At 61.3% G+C, this 20,446-nt stretch carries 15 protein-coding genes and 2 pseudogenes; 8 read left to right on the forward strand and 9 right to left on the reverse strand.

What is annotated here, in order from left to right; all coding sequences use genetic code 11:
* Nucleotides 1-151: 151 nt before the first annotated feature.
* Complete coding sequence (locus JQ558_RS17170) at nucleotides 152-2,305, reverse strand: M10 family metallopeptidase C-terminal domain-containing protein (RefSeq protein WP_212294337.1); 2,154 nt, start codon at nucleotides 2,303-2,305, stop codon at nucleotides 152-154.
* 557 nt (nucleotides 2,306-2,862) lie between these two features.
* Between JQ558_RS17170 and cpsB the strand changes: the two are divergent.
* The 3 genes and pseudogenes from cpsB to JQ558_RS17180 form a co-directional block, all read left to right on the forward strand.
* Nucleotides 2,863-3,007: pseudogene (gene cpsB / locus JQ558_RS37270) on the forward strand (mannose-1-phosphate guanylyltransferase/mannose-6-phosphate isomerase); the annotation flags it as partial.
* A gap of 292 nt (nucleotides 3,008-3,299) precedes the next feature.
* A complete protein-coding gene (locus JQ558_RS38135; RefSeq protein ID WP_212294338.1) occupies nucleotides 3,300-3,617 on the forward strand; it encodes a hypothetical protein in 318 nt (105 codons plus the stop codon).
* A 7-nt stretch (nucleotides 3,618-3,624) separates the two neighbouring features.
* A complete protein-coding gene (locus tag JQ558_RS17180) occupies nucleotides 3,625-5,037 on the forward strand; it encodes a mannose-1-phosphate guanylyltransferase/mannose-6-phosphate isomerase (RefSeq protein WP_212294339.1) in 1,413 nt (470 codons plus the stop codon).
* Between the two features lie 143 nt (nucleotides 5,038-5,180).
* On the opposite strand, the pseudogene JQ558_RS37280 reads toward JQ558_RS17180, so the two are convergent.
* From JQ558_RS37280 to JQ558_RS17215, 8 genes and pseudogenes are all read right to left on the reverse strand, one after another.
* A pseudogene (locus tag JQ558_RS37280) lies at nucleotides 5,181-5,332 on the reverse strand (4-aminobutyrate--2-oxoglutarate transaminase); the annotation flags it as partial.
* Nucleotides 5,333-5,424: 92 nt separating this feature from the next.
* Nucleotides 5,425-6,852, reverse strand: a complete 1,428-nt coding sequence (locus JQ558_RS17185) for a gamma-aminobutyraldehyde dehydrogenase (RefSeq protein WP_212214678.1) — start codon at nucleotides 6,850-6,852, stop codon at nucleotides 5,425-5,427.
* 24 nt (nucleotides 6,853-6,876) lie between these two features.
* On the reverse strand, nucleotides 6,877-7,692 hold the full coding sequence (locus JQ558_RS17190) for an ABC transporter permease (RefSeq protein ID WP_212294340.1): 816 nt from the start codon (nucleotides 7,690-7,692) through the stop codon (nucleotides 6,877-6,879).
* Complete coding sequence (locus JQ558_RS17195) at nucleotides 7,682-8,650, reverse strand: ABC transporter permease (protein ID WP_212294341.1); 969 nt, start codon at nucleotides 8,648-8,650, stop codon at nucleotides 7,682-7,684. Before JQ558_RS17195 ends, JQ558_RS17190 begins: the two co-directional genes overlap by 11 nt.
* Nucleotides 8,647-9,645 (reverse strand): ABC transporter ATP-binding protein, encoded by a 999-nt coding sequence (locus JQ558_RS17200; protein WP_212294342.1) that lies wholly within the window; start codon nucleotides 9,643-9,645, stop codon nucleotides 8,647-8,649. Before JQ558_RS17200 ends, JQ558_RS17195 begins: the two co-directional genes overlap by 4 nt.
* 155 nt (nucleotides 9,646-9,800) lie before the next feature.
* Nucleotides 9,801-10,958 (reverse strand): ABC transporter substrate-binding protein, encoded by a 1,158-nt coding sequence (locus JQ558_RS17205; protein WP_212294343.1) that lies wholly within the window; start codon nucleotides 10,956-10,958, stop codon nucleotides 9,801-9,803.
* Nucleotides 10,959-11,089: 131 nt separating this feature from the next.
* A complete protein-coding gene (locus tag JQ558_RS17210) occupies nucleotides 11,090-12,001 on the reverse strand; it encodes a LysR substrate-binding domain-containing protein (protein ID WP_212294368.1) in 912 nt (303 codons plus the stop codon).
* A 200-nt stretch (nucleotides 12,002-12,201) separates the two neighbouring features.
* Nucleotides 12,202-12,993 carry a formylglycine-generating enzyme family protein gene (locus JQ558_RS17215; protein WP_249119596.1) on the reverse strand — a complete coding sequence of 264 codons (792 nt, stop codon included), beginning with the start codon at nucleotides 12,991-12,993 and terminating at the stop codon, nucleotides 12,202-12,204.
* A gap of 310 nt (nucleotides 12,994-13,303) precedes the next feature.
* Here JQ558_RS17215 and JQ558_RS17220 point away from each other — a divergent pair, with 310 nt between their 5' ends.
* From JQ558_RS17220 to murJ, 5 genes are all read left to right on the forward strand, one after another.
* Nucleotides 13,304-14,230, forward strand: a complete 927-nt coding sequence (locus JQ558_RS17220; protein WP_312014740.1) for a DUF4399 domain-containing protein — start codon at nucleotides 13,304-13,306, stop codon at nucleotides 14,228-14,230.
* Between the two features lie 23 nt (nucleotides 14,231-14,253).
* A complete protein-coding gene (locus JQ558_RS17225; RefSeq protein ID WP_212294344.1) occupies nucleotides 14,254-16,353 on the forward strand; it encodes a caspase domain-containing protein in 2,100 nt (699 codons plus the stop codon).
* Between the two features lie 227 nt (nucleotides 16,354-16,580).
* Entirely contained in the window at nucleotides 16,581-17,597 is a 1,017-nt protein-coding gene (locus JQ558_RS17230; RefSeq protein WP_212294345.1) for a Gfo/Idh/MocA family protein, read from the forward strand.
* 42 nt (nucleotides 17,598-17,639) lie between these two features.
* Nucleotides 17,640-18,788 (forward strand): DegT/DnrJ/EryC1/StrS aminotransferase family protein, encoded by a 1,149-nt coding sequence (locus JQ558_RS17235; RefSeq protein WP_212214716.1) that lies wholly within the window; start codon nucleotides 17,640-17,642, stop codon nucleotides 18,786-18,788.
* Nucleotides 18,789-18,885: 97 nt separating this feature from the next.
* A complete protein-coding gene (gene murJ / locus JQ558_RS17240; protein ID WP_212294346.1) occupies nucleotides 18,886-20,412 on the forward strand; it encodes a murein biosynthesis integral membrane protein MurJ in 1,527 nt (508 codons plus the stop codon).
* Nucleotides 20,413-20,446 lie beyond the last annotated feature (34 nt).

Consider the following 20,446-nt stretch of genomic DNA (forward strand, 5'->3'; position numbering starts at 1 on the left):
CTCACCTTCGAATACCGGAACTTGCGATTCCGATCCGGCGGGTCCGGGTCGAGGGTCTGGACCTTGCGCGGTTTGCAAGACGAGGAATTCCACACCGCTCCGGCCGGCGCACGTCCAGTGCACCGGTTTTCCACCTCGCTGGCGAGGGCGGCTATACGAGGTGGAATTCAGATGGGACGAACTTGAATTCGTCGACGTGCACGCCTGCCAGACCTGCGCCCAGTACGTCGAACGCCTCGTAAACCGCCGGGCCCGCATGAGGGTTGACGAGAAGATCAAATTGCTCGATCAGCGCTGCATTTCCATTCATCGCCGCGGGCATGGCAAGATTGGAGAAGTGGAAGCTGTCAGACGAGACCGTGGCGGCCGGGGCCGAGTAGTTTACCTGAGAAGTCGTCACGTTTCCGGCCGCGTTCTTGTAGGTCACGGTTGTGGTCCACGAGAACAGATCATGCGGGTCGTAGTTATAAACGATCTGGCTGCCGTCGCGCTGGACGTACGTCACGCTGGTTCGGCTGCCGGTGTCGTCGAAATTCCAAACGATGCTGCTGTAGCTCTGTTGTCCGAGAACGTCGTACTCGTACAGCACCGATGAGTTGTCAGCATATTGGTATATAACCGTGGTGCGGCGATTCTGCGCATCCAGTTCCCAGATATCAGCCAACGTCGATGTTTGGCTTCCCACCGCATAGTCATAGATCTTGTGGGTTCCATCATCGAAATCATAGGTGATGGAGATCGGTCGATAGGGATTGTTGTAATAGTGAACCTGGATGTCGGCATAGCGCTCTTGATTAGCTACGTCAAAGTCGATCGCACGATGTGTGCCGTCGTCATTATTATAAGTTACCGACGTGGTGCGACCTTGCGCATCGACGACCGTCTCGAGATCAGTCCAGGCGTAGCGATTGAGTGGATCGTATTGATGTAAATTCTTCACTCCGCTGTCGTAGACGGTGTTGATTTCGTAGATTCTGTTCTGATCGTCCAGAATGGTTGTGATTGATGACCAGGGATTGTTGCCGGAGTCGGTCTGGACGACGGCATGGGTTGTCGGCGGGATGAGCTGGGCGCCGGTAAACGTGCCGTCGGAAAACTGAAAATACTCGATGTTGATGGCCGTGTCCGTGCCATCGGGCGATCCGGCCCGCGCGTCGGTCAGCGTGATGGTGCCATTCTGATTGAACGTGGCCAGATATTGGAAGCTTGTTCCGGACAAGATGAGCGTATCGGTCCCAGCGCCGCCATCGATGACGTTGTTGGCGCCGTTCTCATAGATGGTGTCGCTACCGCCGCCGCCGATGGCGTTTTCGATGACGGTGCCAAGTGCGATCGAAACATTCTTCGTCAGCGCGCCGACGTTAGAGAAGGTCCCGGGACGAAGGTCGATGAGCTGGCTGGAGGAATACCCGGACAAGTCCAGCGTGTCACCGCCGCCGCCATCCCAGATCGAGAACACAACCTGTTGGGTCGAAGAGGTGAGCTGGAAGGCCGCATCGGCATTACTATGGAACCCGTAGGTCGTGCTGCCGGTGGCAAAACTGGTGTTGGCGCCGTAAAGCCTCTGGATGGCAGCGATGTCGTCGAGCAGCGGAGTCGAGGCATAGACCGTTTGACCGTTGTAGACGTGGTTCGCTCCCGTGTAGGAGGCATTGAAATAGCTCATCACGCTGTACTGCCGGGTATCCTCCACATATTGCGCGCTGTTGCCATAGGTGATGGTCTGGCCGGGCCCGGCGTTGTAATCTCCGGGGTGCTCGAGCCCCAGCGCATGGCCAATCTCATGGATTATCGTAATGAGATCGTATGAGCCGGGGCGCAGGTTGGTCGTGCTTTGATAGGCCGTGTTAAGCCAGACATCGCCTTGGAAGCTGGTGGCGCTCTGATTGTTCGACGATGGGTAATAGGCGAACGCCTGCGCACCGTCGGTCGTCGAACGATAGTTGCCGAACAGGATCGTCGCGCTGTTGGTGTAACCCCCGGCGTTGACCTCCGTGAACGAGATATTCGCGACGTTCGACCACATTCGCATGGTGGATTCGACGGCGGCCATTTCCTGGGCGGTGAAAAGGCTGAAGGTGCCTGCTTCGTTACTGGACGAGTTATAGGTTGGGGCGCTGGCGCGGAAGCCGAAGGTGATTGGTCCGACGGCGGTCCCCAACGATCCGCTGCCCCAGTGGAGATTATCACGGGTGATCCGCGCCCCAGCCTGTGTCGGATCGAGATTTGCAGTCGGAGCAAAGCTACTGACGCCGCCGTCAGTTGCGGCGGCCACATGGAGGGGGTTGCCGCATTGTTCGCACATCTAGGTTGCTATCCTAGCCCAACGAGGCCGAAAACCGCAGTGCCACATTACCACACCGAACTTTTTGTTTGCGTCAATATTCGCTCGCCTGGCTCCGACCGGAAGTGGGCAACGTCGCTGGAGCAGGTGTGCGAACGGTTATTTTCTCAGGGCGCGGTATCGAAACCATTAACGCGAGCTGGTCGATTCAATCGAGTATTCGAGGTGGAACGGCGGGGCCGCGTGACTTCACCGCGCGAGCCATCGTTCGCCTCCTGAGTGGTCCGCCCCCACCGGTCTGGAACTCCGAAGCGCCCGATTCAAGCTTGAGCGCGACGCCGTGGAAAATCTACAATATCGGCAACAATCGGCCGAAGGCCTCTTGCACGTGGTAACGGTGCTCGAAGCGGCGCTGGGAAATCGGTAAAGCGAGAACTGCTGCCGATACCGCCCGGCCGAAGATCCCGCTCGCGACGTAGGCCATTCACGACGATCGAGGGCGTCGCCCGCTTCGATATCGTGACTATCCAGAATCTGAGCCCGGTAGGCGCCCATGACCCGACAATCACCCTCTGATCATGTGCGGCCGTGCCGGAGTGCGGTTGTGGCCGGCCTCGCGCGAGGTTCGGCCGAAGCAGTTTCGGCCGCTGCACGGCAAGCGCTCGACCTGTTCAGGACACTCTGACGCGCGTTTCGGATGCAGCGCCGTTTGCGCGCCCGATCTATGCGCCTACATCTTCCGTTTACGATGCCAACACCAAATTGCCATTTTCGGTCGATGACAAAACGGATCATCCGGTGAGTCTCTATGCAGCGACGAAAAAGGCCAAAGAATGGATGCCGAATTCCTGGAGCCATCTGTAGTGGGGTCCGGTGAAGGGAATTACGGTTTTTTTACCGTGTATGGGCCGGGGAGCCGGCTGGATATGGCGATTCTTCCTGTTTACAAAGGCGGTTATGGCAGGCACCCCGATCAAACTCTTTAACCATGGTGAGATGCAGCGCGACTTGACCTATGTCGATGACTGACGCATGGCATATTGCGGCTGATCGATTACGTGCCCGGGAATGTCGAGGTCGGCGGCGCGCCTGTGCGAAATACAATATCGGCAACAACCGGCCGGAAGGCCACTTGCTCGTCGTGGCGGTTCTGGAGAGGGCAATGGGCCGCGCGGCGAAAAAAGAGATGTTACCGACGCAGCCCGGAGATGTGCTGACGACCTATGCCGGTAAAGACGATCTAATGCGCGACGTCGATTTTCGGCCGCAGACATCGATCGAAGACGGCATAGCCAAATTTGTCGCCTGGTATCGCGATCACTACGAAGCTTGAGGCACCGATGAACCGACGAATCATTCCATTGATCATGTGCGGCGGCGCTGGAACCCGGCTGTGGCCGGCCTCGCGCGAGGTGCATCCGAAGCAGTTCCTGCCCTTGTTCGGGGCGCGTTCGACGTTTCAGGATACGCTGATCCGGGTATCGGACGCGGCGCTGTTCGAGCGTCCTGTCATCATCACCAACAACGCCTACCGTTTCATGGTGCTCGAGCAATTGGCGGAGATCGGCCTGGAGGCCGACGTGCTGCTGGAGCCGATGCGGCGCGATTCCGGGCCTGCGATCGCGGCCGGCGCCGCCTTTGCGCAAACGCGCGACAAGGATGCGATCATTCTGGCGCTGGCGGCCGATCACGTGGTGCGCGATACCGCAGCCTTCGTCGCCGCCTGCCGTGAAGGTCTGACGGCTGCGCAAGCCGGGCACATCGTGACCTTCGGCGTGCAGCCCGAGCGTCCCGCCACCGAATATGGCTACATCAGCCCGGGCGATGTCATCTCGGGGCAGGTTCGCGCGGTGGCAAAATTCGTCGAGAAGCCCGACGCCGAAACGGCAGCGGGCTATGTCAAATCGGGCTATCTCTGGAACAGCGGCAACTTCATGTTCCGCGCCGCGGTGTTGCTCGACGAATACCGTAAGGTCGATACCGCCAGCGTTCAGGCCGTCGCCGATTCCGTCGCCAACGCCGGCAGCGACCTCGGCTTCATCAAGCTCGACACCGATACGTTCGCTTCCGCCAAGTCGATCTCGATCGACTACGCGGTGATGGAGAAGACCTCGCGTACCGCCGTGGTGCCGGTCGCCTGCGGCTGGTCCGATGTCGGCTCCTGGCATGCGGTGTGGGAATTGTCCGACAAGGACGGGCAGGGCAACGCCGCACGCGGTGCGGCCGTGTTCGAGGATTCGCGTAATTGCAACGTGACGACCGACCGCGCGCTGGTCGCACTCGAAGGCGTCGATGACCTCGTGGTGGTCGCAACGCAGGACGCGGTGCTGGTATCCAGGCAAAAGGACGCCAACGGACTGAAGCGGCTGGTCGCCACATTGAAGAACGTGGCGCCGCAGGTGACCGAAGATCACATCAAGGTGCACCGGCCCTGGGGCTCCTATCAGTCGGTGGACAATGGCGAGCGTCACCAGGTCAAGCGCATCATCGTCAAGCCGGGCGGGCGGCTCTCGCTGCAGAAGCACCATCACCGTTCCGAGCACTGGATCGTGGTGCGGGGCGCCGCGCGCGTCACCGTCAACGAACTGGTCAAGACCGTGCACGAAAACGAATCGATCTACATCCCGATCGGCGCGGTGCACCGGCTGGAGAATCCCGGCAAGATCCAGCTGGAGCTGATCGAGGTCCAGACCGGCAGCTATTTCGGCGAGGACGACATCATCCGCATCGAGGATGATTATCAGCGCACGTAGTCTAGGCGGGAGGACGAGCAAGGCGTCAGATACGATTTGGTATGCGGCCAAGGAAGACTGGAGGCCTTTGTTGAGCTTGGGGAATCGGAAATTCCAGCGTTCGTCATCGCAGGCAGCGTAATCGCGGCGACCCGGGCCGGATCAATGGCAATGCCGCCGGCGAAGTCGACGTAGCGTCGGCCTTCGATGTCCAAAATCTCTGAATTTCGGCGCGGTCGGCGTAGATCTGCGTAGTCACGCCGACAGCTCGCGAGATCGCATTCCCCTTGCGCGCGGAGACCGCCGCATTGGTCATCGATGCCGACATACAGCCCAGGCCAGTGTGCCATCAGGAACACGGCCGCCTCTAGGCGGTGGTGCGGATCCAAGGCAAAACAACCCGTGCCACTACCCGTGCGCGACCATTACATGGCGCACGGCCGTGTAGTCTTCCAATGCGTAGAGCGACATGTCTTTGCCGTAACCCGACTGTTTGACCCCGCCATGCGGCATCTCGTTGGTCAGCATGAAATGTGTGTTGATCCAGGTGCAGCCATATTGCAGCCGAGCCGCAGTCGCCATTGCGCGTCCCACGTCCTTCGTCCATACCGACGAGGCCAGCCCATAGTCGCTGTCATTGGCCCAAGCGACCGCATCATCGACTTCTGTGAACCGAGTGACCGACACCACCGGCCCGAAAACTTCACGCCGCACGATCTCGTCGTTTTGCACTGCGCCCGCGACGACGGTCGGCTGGTAGTAGAAGCCCTGGCCCCCACCGACCTTGCCGCCGGTCGTGATGGCGACATGTTTGAGTTCCGACGCACGCTCGACAAAGCTTGCGACACGATAGAGCTGACGCTGCGAGATCAAGGGGCCAATCTCGTTTTCGGTGTCGTCCGCGCGATCGTACTTGATCGTTGAAACGGCAGACGAGAGATCCGCAACCAGCTTGTCGTAAATCCCCTTGCCGGCATAGATGCGGCAGGCGGCTGTGCAATCCTGGCCGGCATTGTAGTAGCCGAAGGCGCGCAATCCGGTCACCACGGCCGCGAGATCGGCATCGTCGAAAACGATGACGGGGGCTTTGCCGCCAAGCTCCAGATGTGTGCGCTTCACCGACTTTGCCGCCGCCTGCAACACTTTCTTGCCGGTTGCGACGTCGCCCGTGATCGAGATCATGTTGACCTTGGGGTGGTTGATCAGCGCGTTGCCGACTGTCTCGCCGCGGCCGAGCACGACGTTGACCACTCCTTCGGGCAAGATGTCTGCCAGGATTTTGGCTAGTTTGAGCGCTGTCAGCGGCGTCTGCTCGGAGGGCTTGAACACCACCGTATTGCCTCCGGCGATGGCTGGCGCGAGCTTCCAGGCCATCATCATCAGCGGATAGTTCCACGGCGCGATGGATGCGACGATGCCGATCGGGTCGCGGCGGATCATCGACGTGAAGCCTGCGAGATATTCTCCGGCGATTGCCCCGGGCATGGTACGGACTGCGCCGGCGAAGAACCGGTAGCAGTCGACGATCGCGGGCAGTTCGTCGTTGAGCACGGCGTTGATCGGCTTGCCGCAGTTGAGCGCCTCGAGCTTGGCAAACTCGTTAGCCTCTGCCTCGATACGGTCGGCGATGCGCAAGAGATAGGCCGAGCGCTGTGCAGGTGTCGTGCGCGACCAGGTCGCAAACGCTTTCTCGGCGGAAAGGATTGCGGCCTCGATCTGCTGCAGCGAGGCCTCGGGCATCTGCAGCACAATCTCTCCAGTGCGCGGATTGAAGATCGGCTCTTCGGTTTCGGCTCCCTTTTCGAGCTTCGAGCCGATCAGCATCGCCATATCCATAGCCCAGTCTCCTTTCTGCATTTTCTATTTGCCCGCGCCCGAGACTTGATCGCCCTCGCGCGTCAGGTAGTAGGCGGCGACGATCGGGATCAGCGTCACGAGCACCACAACCATCGCCACCACGTTCGTGACCGGCCGCTGACGCGGCCGCACGAGTTCTTCCAGCATCCAGATCGGCAGTGTCTGTTGCTGCCCAGCCGTGAAGGTGGTGACAATCACCTCGTCAAACGACAGCGCAAAGGCCAGCATCCCGCCCGCGAGCAGCGCCGTACCGATATTCGGCAGAATGACATGGCGGAAGGTCTGAAAGCCGTCGGCGCCGAGATCGTACGATGCCTCGATCAGCGAGCCGGACGTGCGGCGGAAGCGCGCGACCGCGTTGTTGTAGACGACGACCACGCAGAACGTGGCGTGGCCGAGCACGATGGTCCACGTTGAGAACGGAATATCCATCAGCGAGAAGGCCGACCGCAACGAGATGCCGGTGATGATGCCGGGCAACGCGATCGGCAGGATGATGAGGAGTGATATGACCTCGCGGCCGAAAAAGCGCGAGCCGCTCACCGCAGCAGCGCACAATGTTCCGAGCACGATCGCGATCAGGGTTGCGATCGCCGCGACTTTCACGGACACCGTCAGCGCCTCCCAAACGTCGGGCCGATTCCAGGTTACCCCGAGCCACTGTGTCGTAAAGCCGGGCGGCGGCCATTGGTAGGTTTTGTCTTCAGTGGTGAATGCGTACACAAAGATCAGGAGAATCGGCACGTGCAAGAACAGAAGGCCGCAGGCGGTCGCCACCTTCAGCCCGAACGGCGCGGATGCTTTGCGATCAGATCGCATCGAACGCCCCCATGCGCTTGGCCATCCACAGATAGAGGCCCATGACCACGATCGGCACGACAGTGAATGCGGCGGCGAGCGGGATGTTTCCGGCTGTTCCCTGATGGGCGTAGACAGCCTGCCCGATGAACAGGTGCGAGGTGCCTATGATTTTCGGAATGATGTAGTCGCCAAGCGTCAGAGAGAACGTAAAGATCGATCCTGCGGCGACGCCCGGCAACGCCAGCGGGAAGATCACGTTCCAGAAACTACGCCCTGGCGAGGCTCCCAGATCGGCCGACGCCTCAATGAGGCTGACGGGAATGCGCTCAAGTGACGCCTGGATTGGCAAGATCATGAAAGGCAGCCAGACATAGACGAAAACGATGAACGTGCCCGTGGACGACACCGACAACGAGTTGCCGCCGACGATCGGCAGCGCCAGCCAAGCCTCGAGCAGGCTCGTCAGGTGCAGCTTTGCAAGAGCCCAGTTGAGAATGCCTTCCTTTGAGAGGATGAGCTTCCAGGCATAGATCTTGACCAGATAGCTCGACCACAGCGGCAGCATGATTCCGAGATAGAACAATGCCTTCCACTTGCCGCGGGCATACCGGGCCGCATAGTAGGCGATCGGAAACGCGACGACGGCGGATGCGATCGTCACCAGCGTGGCCATCACGACGGTACGAATCATGATGTCCAGGTTGGAGGGCTGCAGCAGTTCGCCGTAGGTTTTCAGCGTGAACTCACGCTTGATCATCCCCGAATATTCATCGATCGAGAAGAAGCTCTGCAGCAGAAGCGCAAACAGCGAGCCGAGGTAGACAATGCCGAGCCACAGAACCGGCGGCAGCAGCATGAGAAACAGCAGCAGCTTTGGCTTGCGCCAGAAGAGATCGGACAGGGCGCCCAGCACGCCGTTGCGCGCGGTGAGAACCGCCGGCGCGCTCCGATCGCTCAGCGCAACCGTATCGCTCATACGTCGGCCTCCATCACATGCAGCGCGTTGGCGCCAAAGGAAAGGACGACGTCCGCTCCCTGCTCCGGCACGGTCACGCCGGCCGGTACCGTCGCATGCAGCCGCAATCCTTCCGCGTCCAATCCGAGGCGCGTCGCCGCGCCGATATAGCTCACCGACACCACGCGCGCCGGGATGCCCTTGCCGTTGGCCTGGGTGCTCACGCGGATCGCCTCCGGCCTTAGGCTTCCCCAGCCGTCACGCTGGCAATGCCGTTTGACGAAGTCCGGCGGCACAACATTGGAGGAGCCGACGAAATCGGCCACGAACCGGGAAGCCGGGCGAGTGTAGATGTCCTGCGGCGTGCCTACTTGCATGATGCGACCATCGTTGAAGACTGCGACGCGATCCGCCATCGACAGAGCTTCGCCCTGGTCATGCGTTACGAAGATGAAAGTGATCCCGAGCGATTTCTGCAGCGCCTTCAGCTCTTCCTGCATGTTCTCGCGCAGTTTAAGGTCGAGCGCGCCAAGCGGTTCGTCCAGCAGCAGAACCTTGGGCCGGTTGATGAGCGCACGCGCGAGCGCAACACGCTGGCGTTGCCCTCCGGAAAGCTGCCCAGGCTTACGCGTGCCGTAGCCCGGCAAGCGGACGAGCGCCAGCGCGTCCTCCGCAGTCCGTATCCGCTCTGTCTTGGAGACACCTTTCACCTTCAGTCCGTAGGCCACATTGTCCAGTACATTCATATGCGGGAACAGTGCGTAGTCCTGGAACACGGTGTTGACGTTGCGCCGATACGGCGGAACGCCCTCGGCGCGTTCGCCGAAGATCGAGATGGCGCCCGCGGTTGGATGTTCGAAACCAGCGATGAGGCGAAGACAGGTGGTTTTACCCGACCCGGATGGCCCGAGCATGGCGAAGAACTCGCCGGGCTGTACCTCCAGGTCGACCGAGTCGACCGCTTTTACGCTGCCGAAATGGCGCGATACGTTCTCGAATGAAACGGCGGCGATCATGCTTTGCCCGCGTTGCTTGTATGATCCGGCGCTCGGCCTACGGCGCCCGTCGGTGGCCAGCACGCGCTTGAGATCTCGTGGCCAGTCGCGGCAACCCTTAAGGGTTCGTCGCGCCTGGCCACCTTTGCTGCGGACTTGCACCGCGGCATCAGGCTTCAACGCCCTCCGATGACGCCGATGTAGTCCGAGACCCAGCGGTAGTAGGGCACGCACTTGTCGCCCTGCGTCGCGCATTTCGTTGTTGGCGTCGTCCAGAAGCGAACCTTCGAGAAGTTGTCGAAGCCATTTGTCGAGCAGCCCTCTTTGGTCTGCATTCCGCGTCCGTCCGTGCACGCCGCCGGAACCGCCGGATTGGCCCCGAACCAGGCCGAGAGGTCGCTCTGCAGGTTGGATGCAAGCGAATGCTCCATCCACATGTATGAGCAGTTCGGATTACGTGAGTCGACGTGCATCATGGTCGTGTCGGCCCACCCGGTGACACCCTCGTCCGGGATCGACGATGCGACCGGTTGATTCTGGCTCTTGAGCAGGTTGACCTGGAATGGCCACGAGCCCGACGCGACAACGCCTTCGTTCTTGAAATCGTCGATTTGGATGAAGGCATCGTGCCAATATCGGCCGACCAGCTTGCGCTGTGCGCGCAAGAGTTCGAGCGAGGCCTTGTACTGCGCGTCGTTCAGCTCATAAGGGCTCTTGATGCCAAGATCGGGCTTGTGCGTCATGAGATAGAGCGCCGCGTCTGCAATGTGGATGGGGCCGTCATAGGCCTGAACGCGCCCCTTGTTCGGTTTGCCATCCGGCAACGCCATCTCCTCGAATACCACCTTCCAGCTCTTCGGCGGGTCCTTGAAGACTTTGGTGTTGTACATCAGAACGTTCGGCCCCCACATGTAGGGAACGCCGTAGTGCACGCCGTCGACCGTATGCCAAGGCGCCTTCTTGAGGCGCTCGTCGATTGTTCCCCAACTCTTGATGAGGCTGATATTGATCGGTTGCACCCGCTTGCCGGCAACGAGCCGCAATGAGGCGTCGCCAGATGCGGTCACGAGGTCGAAGCCGCCTTCATTCATCAACGCCACCATCTCGTCGGAGGTGTTGGCGGTCTTTACATTGACTTTGCAACCGGAAGCTTGCTCGAATTTTGTGACCCAATCGAACTTCTTGTCGGTCTCGCCGCGCTCGATATAGCCCGGCCAGGCGACGATGGTAAGTTGCCCTTCGGCCTTCCCGATTTCCTTGATTTGCGCCGCGGATGGATTCGCAAGCGCCAGCGTCAACGTAACGCCACTCAGCAATGCGAGTATCGACTTCATCAACACCTCCCAGGTCCAGGCGGCTGCATTTTCGAGGCAGCACGGTCCTCGCACAGAGCGTGTCGGGAAATGCAAGCTTTCGCAAATTCATTTATCAGAGGGCGGGTTTCGCTTTTTCCGATAGCGTGCCGTTATGGTCGCTGCCGTGCGCTGCGCTGGCCTTGCGCTATGCCTATGAAGTCGCGCGCATTTTGCGTGAGACCTGACCCGCGCCGCCACGTCATGCCGATTTGAACTGCCGGCAGTGAGCCGGAGACGTCGCGCGACTCGATGCGATCGCCTTCCAGAGACCAGGGCCGGTAGACAAGATCGGGCAGCAGTGCGAGTCCGGCGCCCGTGGCGACCAGGCTGCGCACCGCCTCGACGGATCGCGTGCGGAAAGCAATCTTGGGGCGGGTTCCGAATGCGGCGAGCAGTTTGCCCGTATTTTCCTCCACCTCATCAATTGTCAGCATGATAAGGGGCTCAGAGAGAATGTCTGCAAGCGCGATGCTGTCGGCGCTTGCAAGTGAATGTCCGAGCGGCAGCCACAAACGATAGGGCGAGACTTCGACGATCTCGGCGTCGATTGCGAGGCGGTCGCGCAGGTTCGACACCACCATGACGGCAACATCCAGTTCGCCGCCGATCAAGAGGTGCTCGAGGTAGTCGCCGTTGTCTTCGATGGCGTGGACCTCAACCGACGGAAACGCACGGCGATAGCGCGCCAGAAGATCCGAGAGCACGTAGCCGGCGACGAGCGAGGTAACGCCGAGCTGTAGGCGGCCACCACGGTTCGAAGCTTGCTCGGAGAAGCTCCTGCGTGCATCGGAGATATCCGTCAGGATGCGCGTCGCGTGGCGCAGGAGCTGATGGCCTTTGTGGGTAATAGACAGGCCGCGCGGGTGACGCTCAAATAGCTTGACGTTCAGATCGGCCTCGAGCTCCTTGATCGCCTCGGTGACGGACGATTGCGAGATCGACAGCGCTTGCGCGGCATGGGAAACCGTGCCGGCCTCGGCCACCGCGACAAAGAACTGAAGCTGTCTGATCGTGAACGCCATGACGGGATTAAGCACCAATATTGCTGCGGAAGAAAGCTCCAGCCGCGAGCGGCAGATCGACGACCACAGTATCAATGCGAGGAATGGCGTCATGAGGTGGCGCCTGAACAAACCGTCAAAGAGCAAAAAAGACGTGACCGAGAAAGCGGGTTTATTGTCCCTGGCGCAAACTCGGTTCTGATCGAAGCAGAACCGAAGGACTACTGAACGTCCCGCACGACGCGAAAACCGTTGGCGAAATAGCGCACGTCGAGATCGTAGCGGTAACGCGCCGCCGAGGTGACCGTATTGGCCTTGTTGGCGAACGATCCGCCGCGCAGCACGCGCTGGCGGCATTGTCCTTGCGTCCAGGCGGAGCCGTCCTTGGGCGCATTCTTGTAATTGTCGTTCCAGCAATCCTCGACCCATTCGTAGACGTTGCCGGATGTGTCGTAGAGCCCGAAGCCGTTCGGCCGGTAGGATCCGGTCCGCATCGTCCGGCGCAGCGAGTCGCCGCAATTGTCGCAATTGGCGTTCGACTTGCCGACCTCTTTGCCCCACCAGTAGGTGGTCGTGGTGCCGGCCCGCGCCGCATACTCCCATTCGGCCTCGCTTGGCAGGCGGTAGTTGCGGCCGGTCTTCTGCGTCAGCCACAGAACAAACGCCTTGGCGTCCTCCCAGCTCACGTCGATGACCGGCTGATCGCCGCGACCCCAGCCGCGATCGTCCGGCCGGTGCCTGCATTTGCCGTCCGAGACGCACGCATCCCACTCGGCGAAACTGGTTTCGCGCCGTTCGATGGCGAAGTTCTTGGCAATGGTGACCCGGTGCTGCGGCGCCTCGTACGGGCTGTCCTTGCCGCCCATGTCAAACTCGCCTGATGGCACCACCACCATTTCCGGGCAATCCGGACAATCTCGGAACAGCTCGCCCGGTTCGGGCGGTGCGGCCGACTGGGCGGCGGCCGGTCCGGCCGCGAGCAGAAATATCAAAAAAGCAAAAAATCTGAACATCGTACCCTCGGCCTCAATTGCGCCGGTCGTCCCGCGCGCCGCCTGTCGGTCCATCGTGCCCGCAACACTCCATAAAATCAAAAGTCGCAGTGTCGCTATCGTCAGTTAGTTTGGTGGTATTATAATACTCCAGCTCGCCTCATTCCATAATCAAATCGACGAGAGCTTGGGCGCAAGGGTGTGGTCCGCCTGAGGGCAGGGGACGATATTCAATGGCGCAAATCCAGTGTACTATTTCACAGACGCATTTCAGTTCTTGAGTTATTTGAGATTTTGGCAGCCGGCCTGTCTGATTTTAGGAGGTGTGCGCGTGTTCTCGAAAGTATCGACCGGAATTGCTGTTTCGCTTTTGATGCTGGCAGGAACGATCGGACCGAGCCACGGACAACAAAAGCCGGTTGGTGGTCCCAATCCCTCTCCCCCGGGTGCAGCGGTTTACTTTGTTGGCCTCAAGGATGGTCAGACGGTACCGACCACCTTCACCGTGAATTTCGGCCTCAAAGGCATGGGCGTCGCGCCCGCCGGCTCCGACAAGGCGAACGCCGGACACCACCATTTGCTGATCGACACCGAGCTGCCGCCGCTCGATCAGCCGATCCCGAGCGACTTCAATCATCTGCATTTTGGCGCGGGGCAAACCGAGGCCGAAGTGACCTTGCCGGAAGGCGAGCACACGCTGCAGCTGGTGCTGGGCGACAAGGACCACATTCCGAATACGATTCCGGTGATCTCCGAGCGGATCAAGATTCGCGTGGTTGCGGCCTCCCAGGTGCCTGCGGCGTCGGCATCTGCCGCGGCGCCCGCCACGACAACCCCCGCCAGCGCGGGCCGCAAAAAATCTCCTGAAGGCGCCAAGGTATATTTCGTCTTTCCGAAGAATCGCGGCTATGTCACGCCGAACCCGGTCATCCGTTTCGGCCTGATCGGCATGGGCGTTGCACCCGCCGGCTTCGAGAAGGTCAACACCGGTCACCACCATTTGCTGATCGATACCGACGTTCCGAACCTCGACCTGCCGATTCCCGCCGACTTCAATCATCTGCATTTCGGGGCCGGCCAGACCGAAGCCAAGATCACGCTGCCGCTCGGCAAGCATACGCTGCGATTGCTGCTCGCCGACGAGCTCCACATCCCGCACGATCCGCCGTTGCTGTCGGAACCGATCACGGTCACGGTCACCGCCAACGGTCGTCCGCCTGCGAAGAGGAAGTATCGCAAATATCGTCGCTATTACTAAAGGGGGCAGTTCCGGAGCCTGATATGAGCACACGTCGTCCGATCTGGATTGCAGCTCTGTATAGTCTCGTGCTGCTGACCTGTTCGATCAGCGTTGCGAAGGCTGACCGGCGCGTTGCGCTGGTTGTAGGCAACTCGAACTACAGCAATGCGAGCCTGTTCCTGGCCAATCCGAAGAACGACGCCACGGACGTTGCCGCGGCACTCCGCGGGGTCGGTTTCGAAGTGTTGCAGGCGATCGACGCCAACAAGCGCGATCTCGACCTGAACATGGCCAAATTCGCCAGGCTGGCGACCGACGCCGACGCCGCGCTGTTCTATTACGCCGGTCATGCCGTCCAGTATCAGGGCCGCAACTTCCTGATGCCGACCGACGCCGAAGTCGAGGACGAGATCAGCTTCCGCTACCAGATGACGCCGCTCGACGACGTGCGCGCCGCGCTCGACCGCGGCGACGGCGTCAAGATCGTGATCCTCGATGCGTGCCGCAACAATCCGATCGTCAACGCGCTTCGCCGCAAGAAGAAGTCCGGTGACAGCCGCGCCATCGATGCGGTGCGCGGCGGGCTCGCCAAGATCGACAAGGCCCAGGGCATGGTGGTGGCCTATTCCACCGCGGCGGATGAAGTCGCCGCCGACGGCGACGGCCGCAACAGCCCGTTCACCAGCGCCTTCCTGAAGCGGCTCAAGGAGCCCGGCCTCGAAATCGAACAATTGTTCCGCCGCGTCGCCGCCGACGTCAACGCCCAGACCGGCGGCCGCCAGCGCCCGGAAACCTACGTGTCGCTGCTGAGCAATTACTACCTCAACCAGACCGACCGGATCGCGTTCGACAAGATCAAGGACTCGCCCGATCCCGCGGTGCTGCAGGACTTCATCGCCAAGTTCTCGACGTCGAGCTACGTGCCGGAGGCGCAAAACCGCATCCAGCGCATCGAGGCCGCCATTCGCGAACGCCAGAACCAGGAGGCCCGTCAGCGGGAAGCGGCAAGGCTTGCGGAAGAGCAGCGCAAGGCCGAACGCGAAGCGATGATGCGCAAATTGGCCGAGCAGGAAGAAGCGCTGCGCAAGCAGGAGACCCTTCGCGCGCAGGCGGCAGCCGAGAAGGTTCGCAAGGAACGCGAGGCCGCGCAGGCGCAGGAAGAGCAGCGCTTGCGGCTCGTGGCCGAGAAGGAGCGCAAGGAGCGGGAAGCCGCCAAGGCCCAGGAAGAGCAACGCGTGAAGCTCGCGGCCGAGCGGGAGCGCAAGCTGCGTGAAGAGGCTGCGCAATTGCTGGCCGAGCAGGCGCGGACCAAGATCGCCGCGATCGATCGGAAGGAGCCGACCAGTCCGTCGCTCGCCGGCATATCGACCGACATCCGGACGCTGCCGCCGACTGACGCCGCGCCGGCGCCTGCCGATCCCTGTGATCGCGACAGCGCCATGCTGGCGCAGTTGCGCAGCAACCCGTCGATCGAGGCGGTCACCGAATTGGAACGGAGCCTGAGCTGCGAGAAATTGCGTGCCCAGATCCTGCGGTTGCGGGAAAGCCTCTCGGCGGTCGCCAACGCGGCGCCGGCCATCGCTGCCCAGATCAAGCCTGTCGTTGAAAAAATTGCCCCGCCGCCGGCCTTGGTTATTGCGCCACCGCCGCCGCCGGCCGCCCCGAAACAGGAAGCCGCCCCGAAGCCGCCGGAACCGAAGGTCGCCGTTGCGACTGTCGCACCGGCACCCGAATGCAAAAAGGACGAAGCCAGGCTTGCCAAGATCCGCGCCAATCCCTCGCACGCCGATCTGGCCGCGCTGGAGCGTGACCTCAGCTGCGAGCGGTTGCGCCCGCAAATCGTGCGGCTGCGCGAGAGCCTGCCCAAGGAAATCGCGAAGGAAGTGGCGAAACCGGACGAGCCGTCGGTTGCGGCCAATCCGCCAACCCTTCAATCCGCTCAGTCCGCGCCATCAGGGGCGAAGCCGGCGCAGCCCGCGCCGATTGTCCAGGTCCGAAGCTGTGACGAGGAGAGGGCCACCTTGGCCAAGCTACGCGCCAGCCAGTCACGCGAGGATGTGGTTCGATTCGAGCGCGAACTCGCCTGCGAGCAGTTGCGGCCTCAGGTCATACGGCTGCGGGAAAGCCTGTCCGGCGGTTAGGCAGGACGGGCTCCCACAGCCTCGGCCGAAGCACTTAATTCCTCCATATTGCGGTGGCCTAAGCCCCCGATGAGCCCCGCCAATGCGCTTCTCTCAGTGTTTCTGGGCTGTAACTCTTTGAATCAAAACGTGTCCGGATAGCGAGGATGGCGTTCGCCACATTTGTGGCGGCGTGCTAGAGAACCGCCGGGGCAGTACTGGGGGATTGGTTTGTTGGGGTCGACAATATGAGTTCCAAAGGGTCCGGGTCGGATGTGAAAGCCGGCGCCACGCCTGACTTGCGCGTTGGCGTGATCGGTGCCGGCGTGATGGGCAGCAACCATGCCCGCGTGCTGGCGGGGCTGCCCGGCGTCACGCTGGTCGGCATCGTCGACCCGCTGCCGGAGCATCGCCTGCGCGCCACCGAACTCGCAGGCTGCCGCGCTTTCGAGGGTCTCGAAGAATTGCTGGCCGAGGGCGTCGATGCGGTCACGATCGCGGCCCCGACCCATCTGCATCATGAGGTCGCGCTCGCCTGCATCGCGCGCAAGATCCATATTCTGGTCGAGAAGCCGATTGCGCCCACGGTCGAGGAGGGGCGGGACATCGTCGATGCTGCGCAGCGCGCCGGTGTCACGCTGATGGTCGGCCATGTCGAGCGCTTCAATCCGGCGGTTGCGGCGATCAAGCAGGCGATCTCGGGCGAGGACATCCTTTCCATCGGCATCACCAGGGTCGGGCCATTTCCGCCGCGGATGTCGAATGTCGGCGTCGTCATCGATCTGGCCGTGCACGATATCGACCTGATCCGCTGGTTCACCGAATCCGACATCGTCGAGGTGCAGCCGCAGCTCTCCAGCGCGATCGCCGAGCGCGAGGACATCGCGCTGCTGCAGTTCCGCACCGCCTCGGGCGTGCTCGCCCATATCAACACCAACTGGCTGACGCCGTTCAAGGCGCGCAACGTCACGGTCGCGACCCGCGGCAAATATGTGATGGGCGACCTCTTGACGCGTCAGGTGACGGAGTGCTTCGGCTTCAAGCCCGACGGCAGCTATTCGATGCGTCATCTGCCGGTCGGCCATGACGAGCCGCTGCGCGCCGAATTGATCGCGTTCCTTGATGCCGTCCGGTCAGGCAATGTGCCGGCGGTTACCGGCGACGAGGGCGTGGCCAGCCTCGAAATTGCGATCCGCTGCCTCGAAGCGCCGGCCCGGCCCGCGGCTTCCTCCGCGCGCAAGGGTCCACGCCGCGTCGCCGGCTGATCTTGACCGGCAACCAGCCGGACCTATCAATGAGAGGATTACATGAACCAACATGTGCTAGCTCAACCCATCGCGTTCACTGACATCGTTGCGCAGCGGCGCGGTCTTGGAAGCCGCATCGATGATGCCGTTGCGCGCGTATTGGAACATTGTCAGTTCATCAACGGGCCGGAAGTCGCTCGGCTGGAGGCGGATCTCGCGGCTTTTTGCGGCGCGAAGCACGTGGTGGCGTGCGCGAGTGGCACCGACGCATTGCTGATGGTCTTGCTCGCCAGGAAAGTTGGACCAGGCGACGCCGTCCTTTGCCCGTCATTTACCTTCTGTGCGACGGGAGAAGTCGTTGCACTTCTTGGCGCGACCCCGATTTTCGTGGATGTAGACGAGGAAACCTTCAACATCGACATCGCTTCGTTGAAGGACGGGATCTCCGTAGCGAAGAAAATGGGACTCAAGGCAAGGGCGATTATTCCGGTCGATCTGTTTGGGCAGCCGGCCGACCATGACGCGCTTGCCGAGGTCGCCGAAGCGGAGAACTTGTTCATCCTCGATGATGCTGCCCAGAGCTTTGGCGCTTCGTACAAGGGACAACCGCTGGGGACGTTCGGTCTTGCAACCGCGACCAGCTTCTTTCCCGCCAAGCCGCTGGGCTGTTATGGCGATGGAGGCGCGATCTTTACCGATGATGCGGAGCTGGCGGATACCTTGCGAAGTGTGCGCGTGCATGGCCAGGGATCCGACAAGTATGATAACGTCAGGCTAGGCCTTACGGCGCGCATCGATACTATTCAGGCGGCGATCCTGATTGAAAAACTAAAGATATTCCCGGGCGAGATCGCAGCTCGGGATGCTGTTGCCAAACGTTACAGTGCGGGGCTTGGCAATATGGTGATCGTGCCTCGCGTGCGTCAGAACTGTACTTCTGTGTGGGCGCAATACACGATTCGCCTTCCAGGCGGCGTCCGCGATGATGTGGCTGCTTTACTCAAAGCTCAGGGAATTCCGACGGCAATCTATTATCCGAAGTCGTTGCACCAGCAGACTGCCTACCGGAACTTCCCGGTGGCCCAAGGCGGCCTGCCGATTAGTGAAAGACTTTCCGGGGAGGTTCTCAGCCTGCCGATGCACGCCTATCTCGACGAGGCGACGCAGGATCGCGTTATCGAGGCGGTGCGCGGCGCGCTTTCGTCCTGATTTGGCGAATAGCATTCGCGTGAAGAAGGCGCGTCGAGACAAATATAGTTCTCGGTTCTGATGCAATCAGAACCGAATATGCGCTAGAAGCGGGCTCATGCTTGGGCGCATTTTCACCGTCGGCGGCTATACGCTTCTTTCGCGCGTGACCGGTTTTGCGCGCGACATCATGCTCGCGGCGATCCTCGGTGCGGGGCCGGTCGCGGACGCGTTCTTCGTGGCGCTGCGCCTGCCCAATCATTTTCGCGCCATCTTCGCCGAAGGCGCCTTCAACGCCGCGTTCGTGCCGGCCTATGCCCATCTTCACGGGCAGAACGTAACCTCGGCAAAACTGTTCGCCGATCGCATCTTCACGCTGTTGTTCGGCGCCCAGGTCGTGCTGCTCGTGGTGGCGTGGCTGTTCATGCCGCAGGTGATCGGCCTGCTGGCGCCGGGATTTGCCGACGATCCGGCGCGCGGCGAACTGGCGATTGCACTGACGCGGATCACCTTTCCCTATCTCTTGCTGATCACGCTGGTGACGCTGTACGGCGGCATGCTCAACGTCATGCATCGCTTTGCCAGTGCGGCGGCGGCGCCGATCTTTCTCAATCTGTCGATGATGGCGACATTGGCGCTGGCCGCGTTCTTTCCCGGCGCCGGCTATGCCGCCGCATGGGGCGTCCTGATCGCCGGCATCCTCGAATTCCTGCTGCTGGCGGGTGACGCGGCGAAGAACGGCATCCTGCCGAAGTTCAGCATGCCCCGGCTCGACAATGATGTCCGCGCTTTCTTCCGCGCGCTGGGGCCGGCGACCATCGGCTCGATGGGAACACAGGTGGCGCTGTTCGCCGACACCATCATCGCGACGTTTCTCGCCGCCGGCGCGCTGTCGGCGCTGTATTATGCCGACCGCCTCAACCAGTTGCCGATCGGCGTGATTGGGATCGCGATCGGCACGGTGTTGCTGCCGGAATTGTCGCGGCGCCTGGCGGCGCAAGACGATGCCGGCGCCGCCAAGGCGCAGCGGCGGGCGTTCAATTTCACGCTGTTGTTTTCGATACCGTTCGTCGCCGCGTTCCTCACGGTGCCTGACGTGATCATGCGCGCGATGTTCGCGCGTGGCGCGTTCTCGAAAGCCGATGCCGCAGCCGCGGGCGCGACACTGGCGGCCTATGCGGTCGGGCTCATTCCCTTCGTGATGATCCGCAGCGCGGTCGCCACCTTCTATGCCCGCAAGGACACCGCGACGCCGGTCAAGGCGGCGCTGACTGGCGTTGCCGTCAACGTCGCCCTGAAAGTCGCGTTGATGGGGCCGCTCGCCCAGATCGGTCTCGCGCTCGCAACCGCCATCGGCGCCTGGGTCAATCTGCTGCTGGTACTTGGTTTTGCAGTGCGAAGAGGATTTCTCGAACTGGACCGCGAGTGGCTCAGATCGCTCGCCAAGTTCGCGATATCTGGCATCGTGCTTGCCATAGCCCTTTGGTTGACCGCGCGTTTCGCCACCATTTATTTCGCGCAAATGAGCTCGTTCCGCGACGAACTCGCATTGCTGTTACTTATGGTGAGCGGCATCTTTGTCTATGGTGTTTCGATCCTCGTCCTGTTCGGCAGAGGCTGGATTTTCTCGCTGATCCGCGGCTAAACCCGTTTGCGCTTGGCGGCGAACCACGCCAATA

It is taken from the genome of Bradyrhizobium sp. AUGA SZCCT0160, from assembly GCF_018130105.1.
In the GTDB taxonomy this organism is placed as follows: Bacteria; Pseudomonadota; Alphaproteobacteria; order Rhizobiales; family Xanthobacteraceae; genus Bradyrhizobium.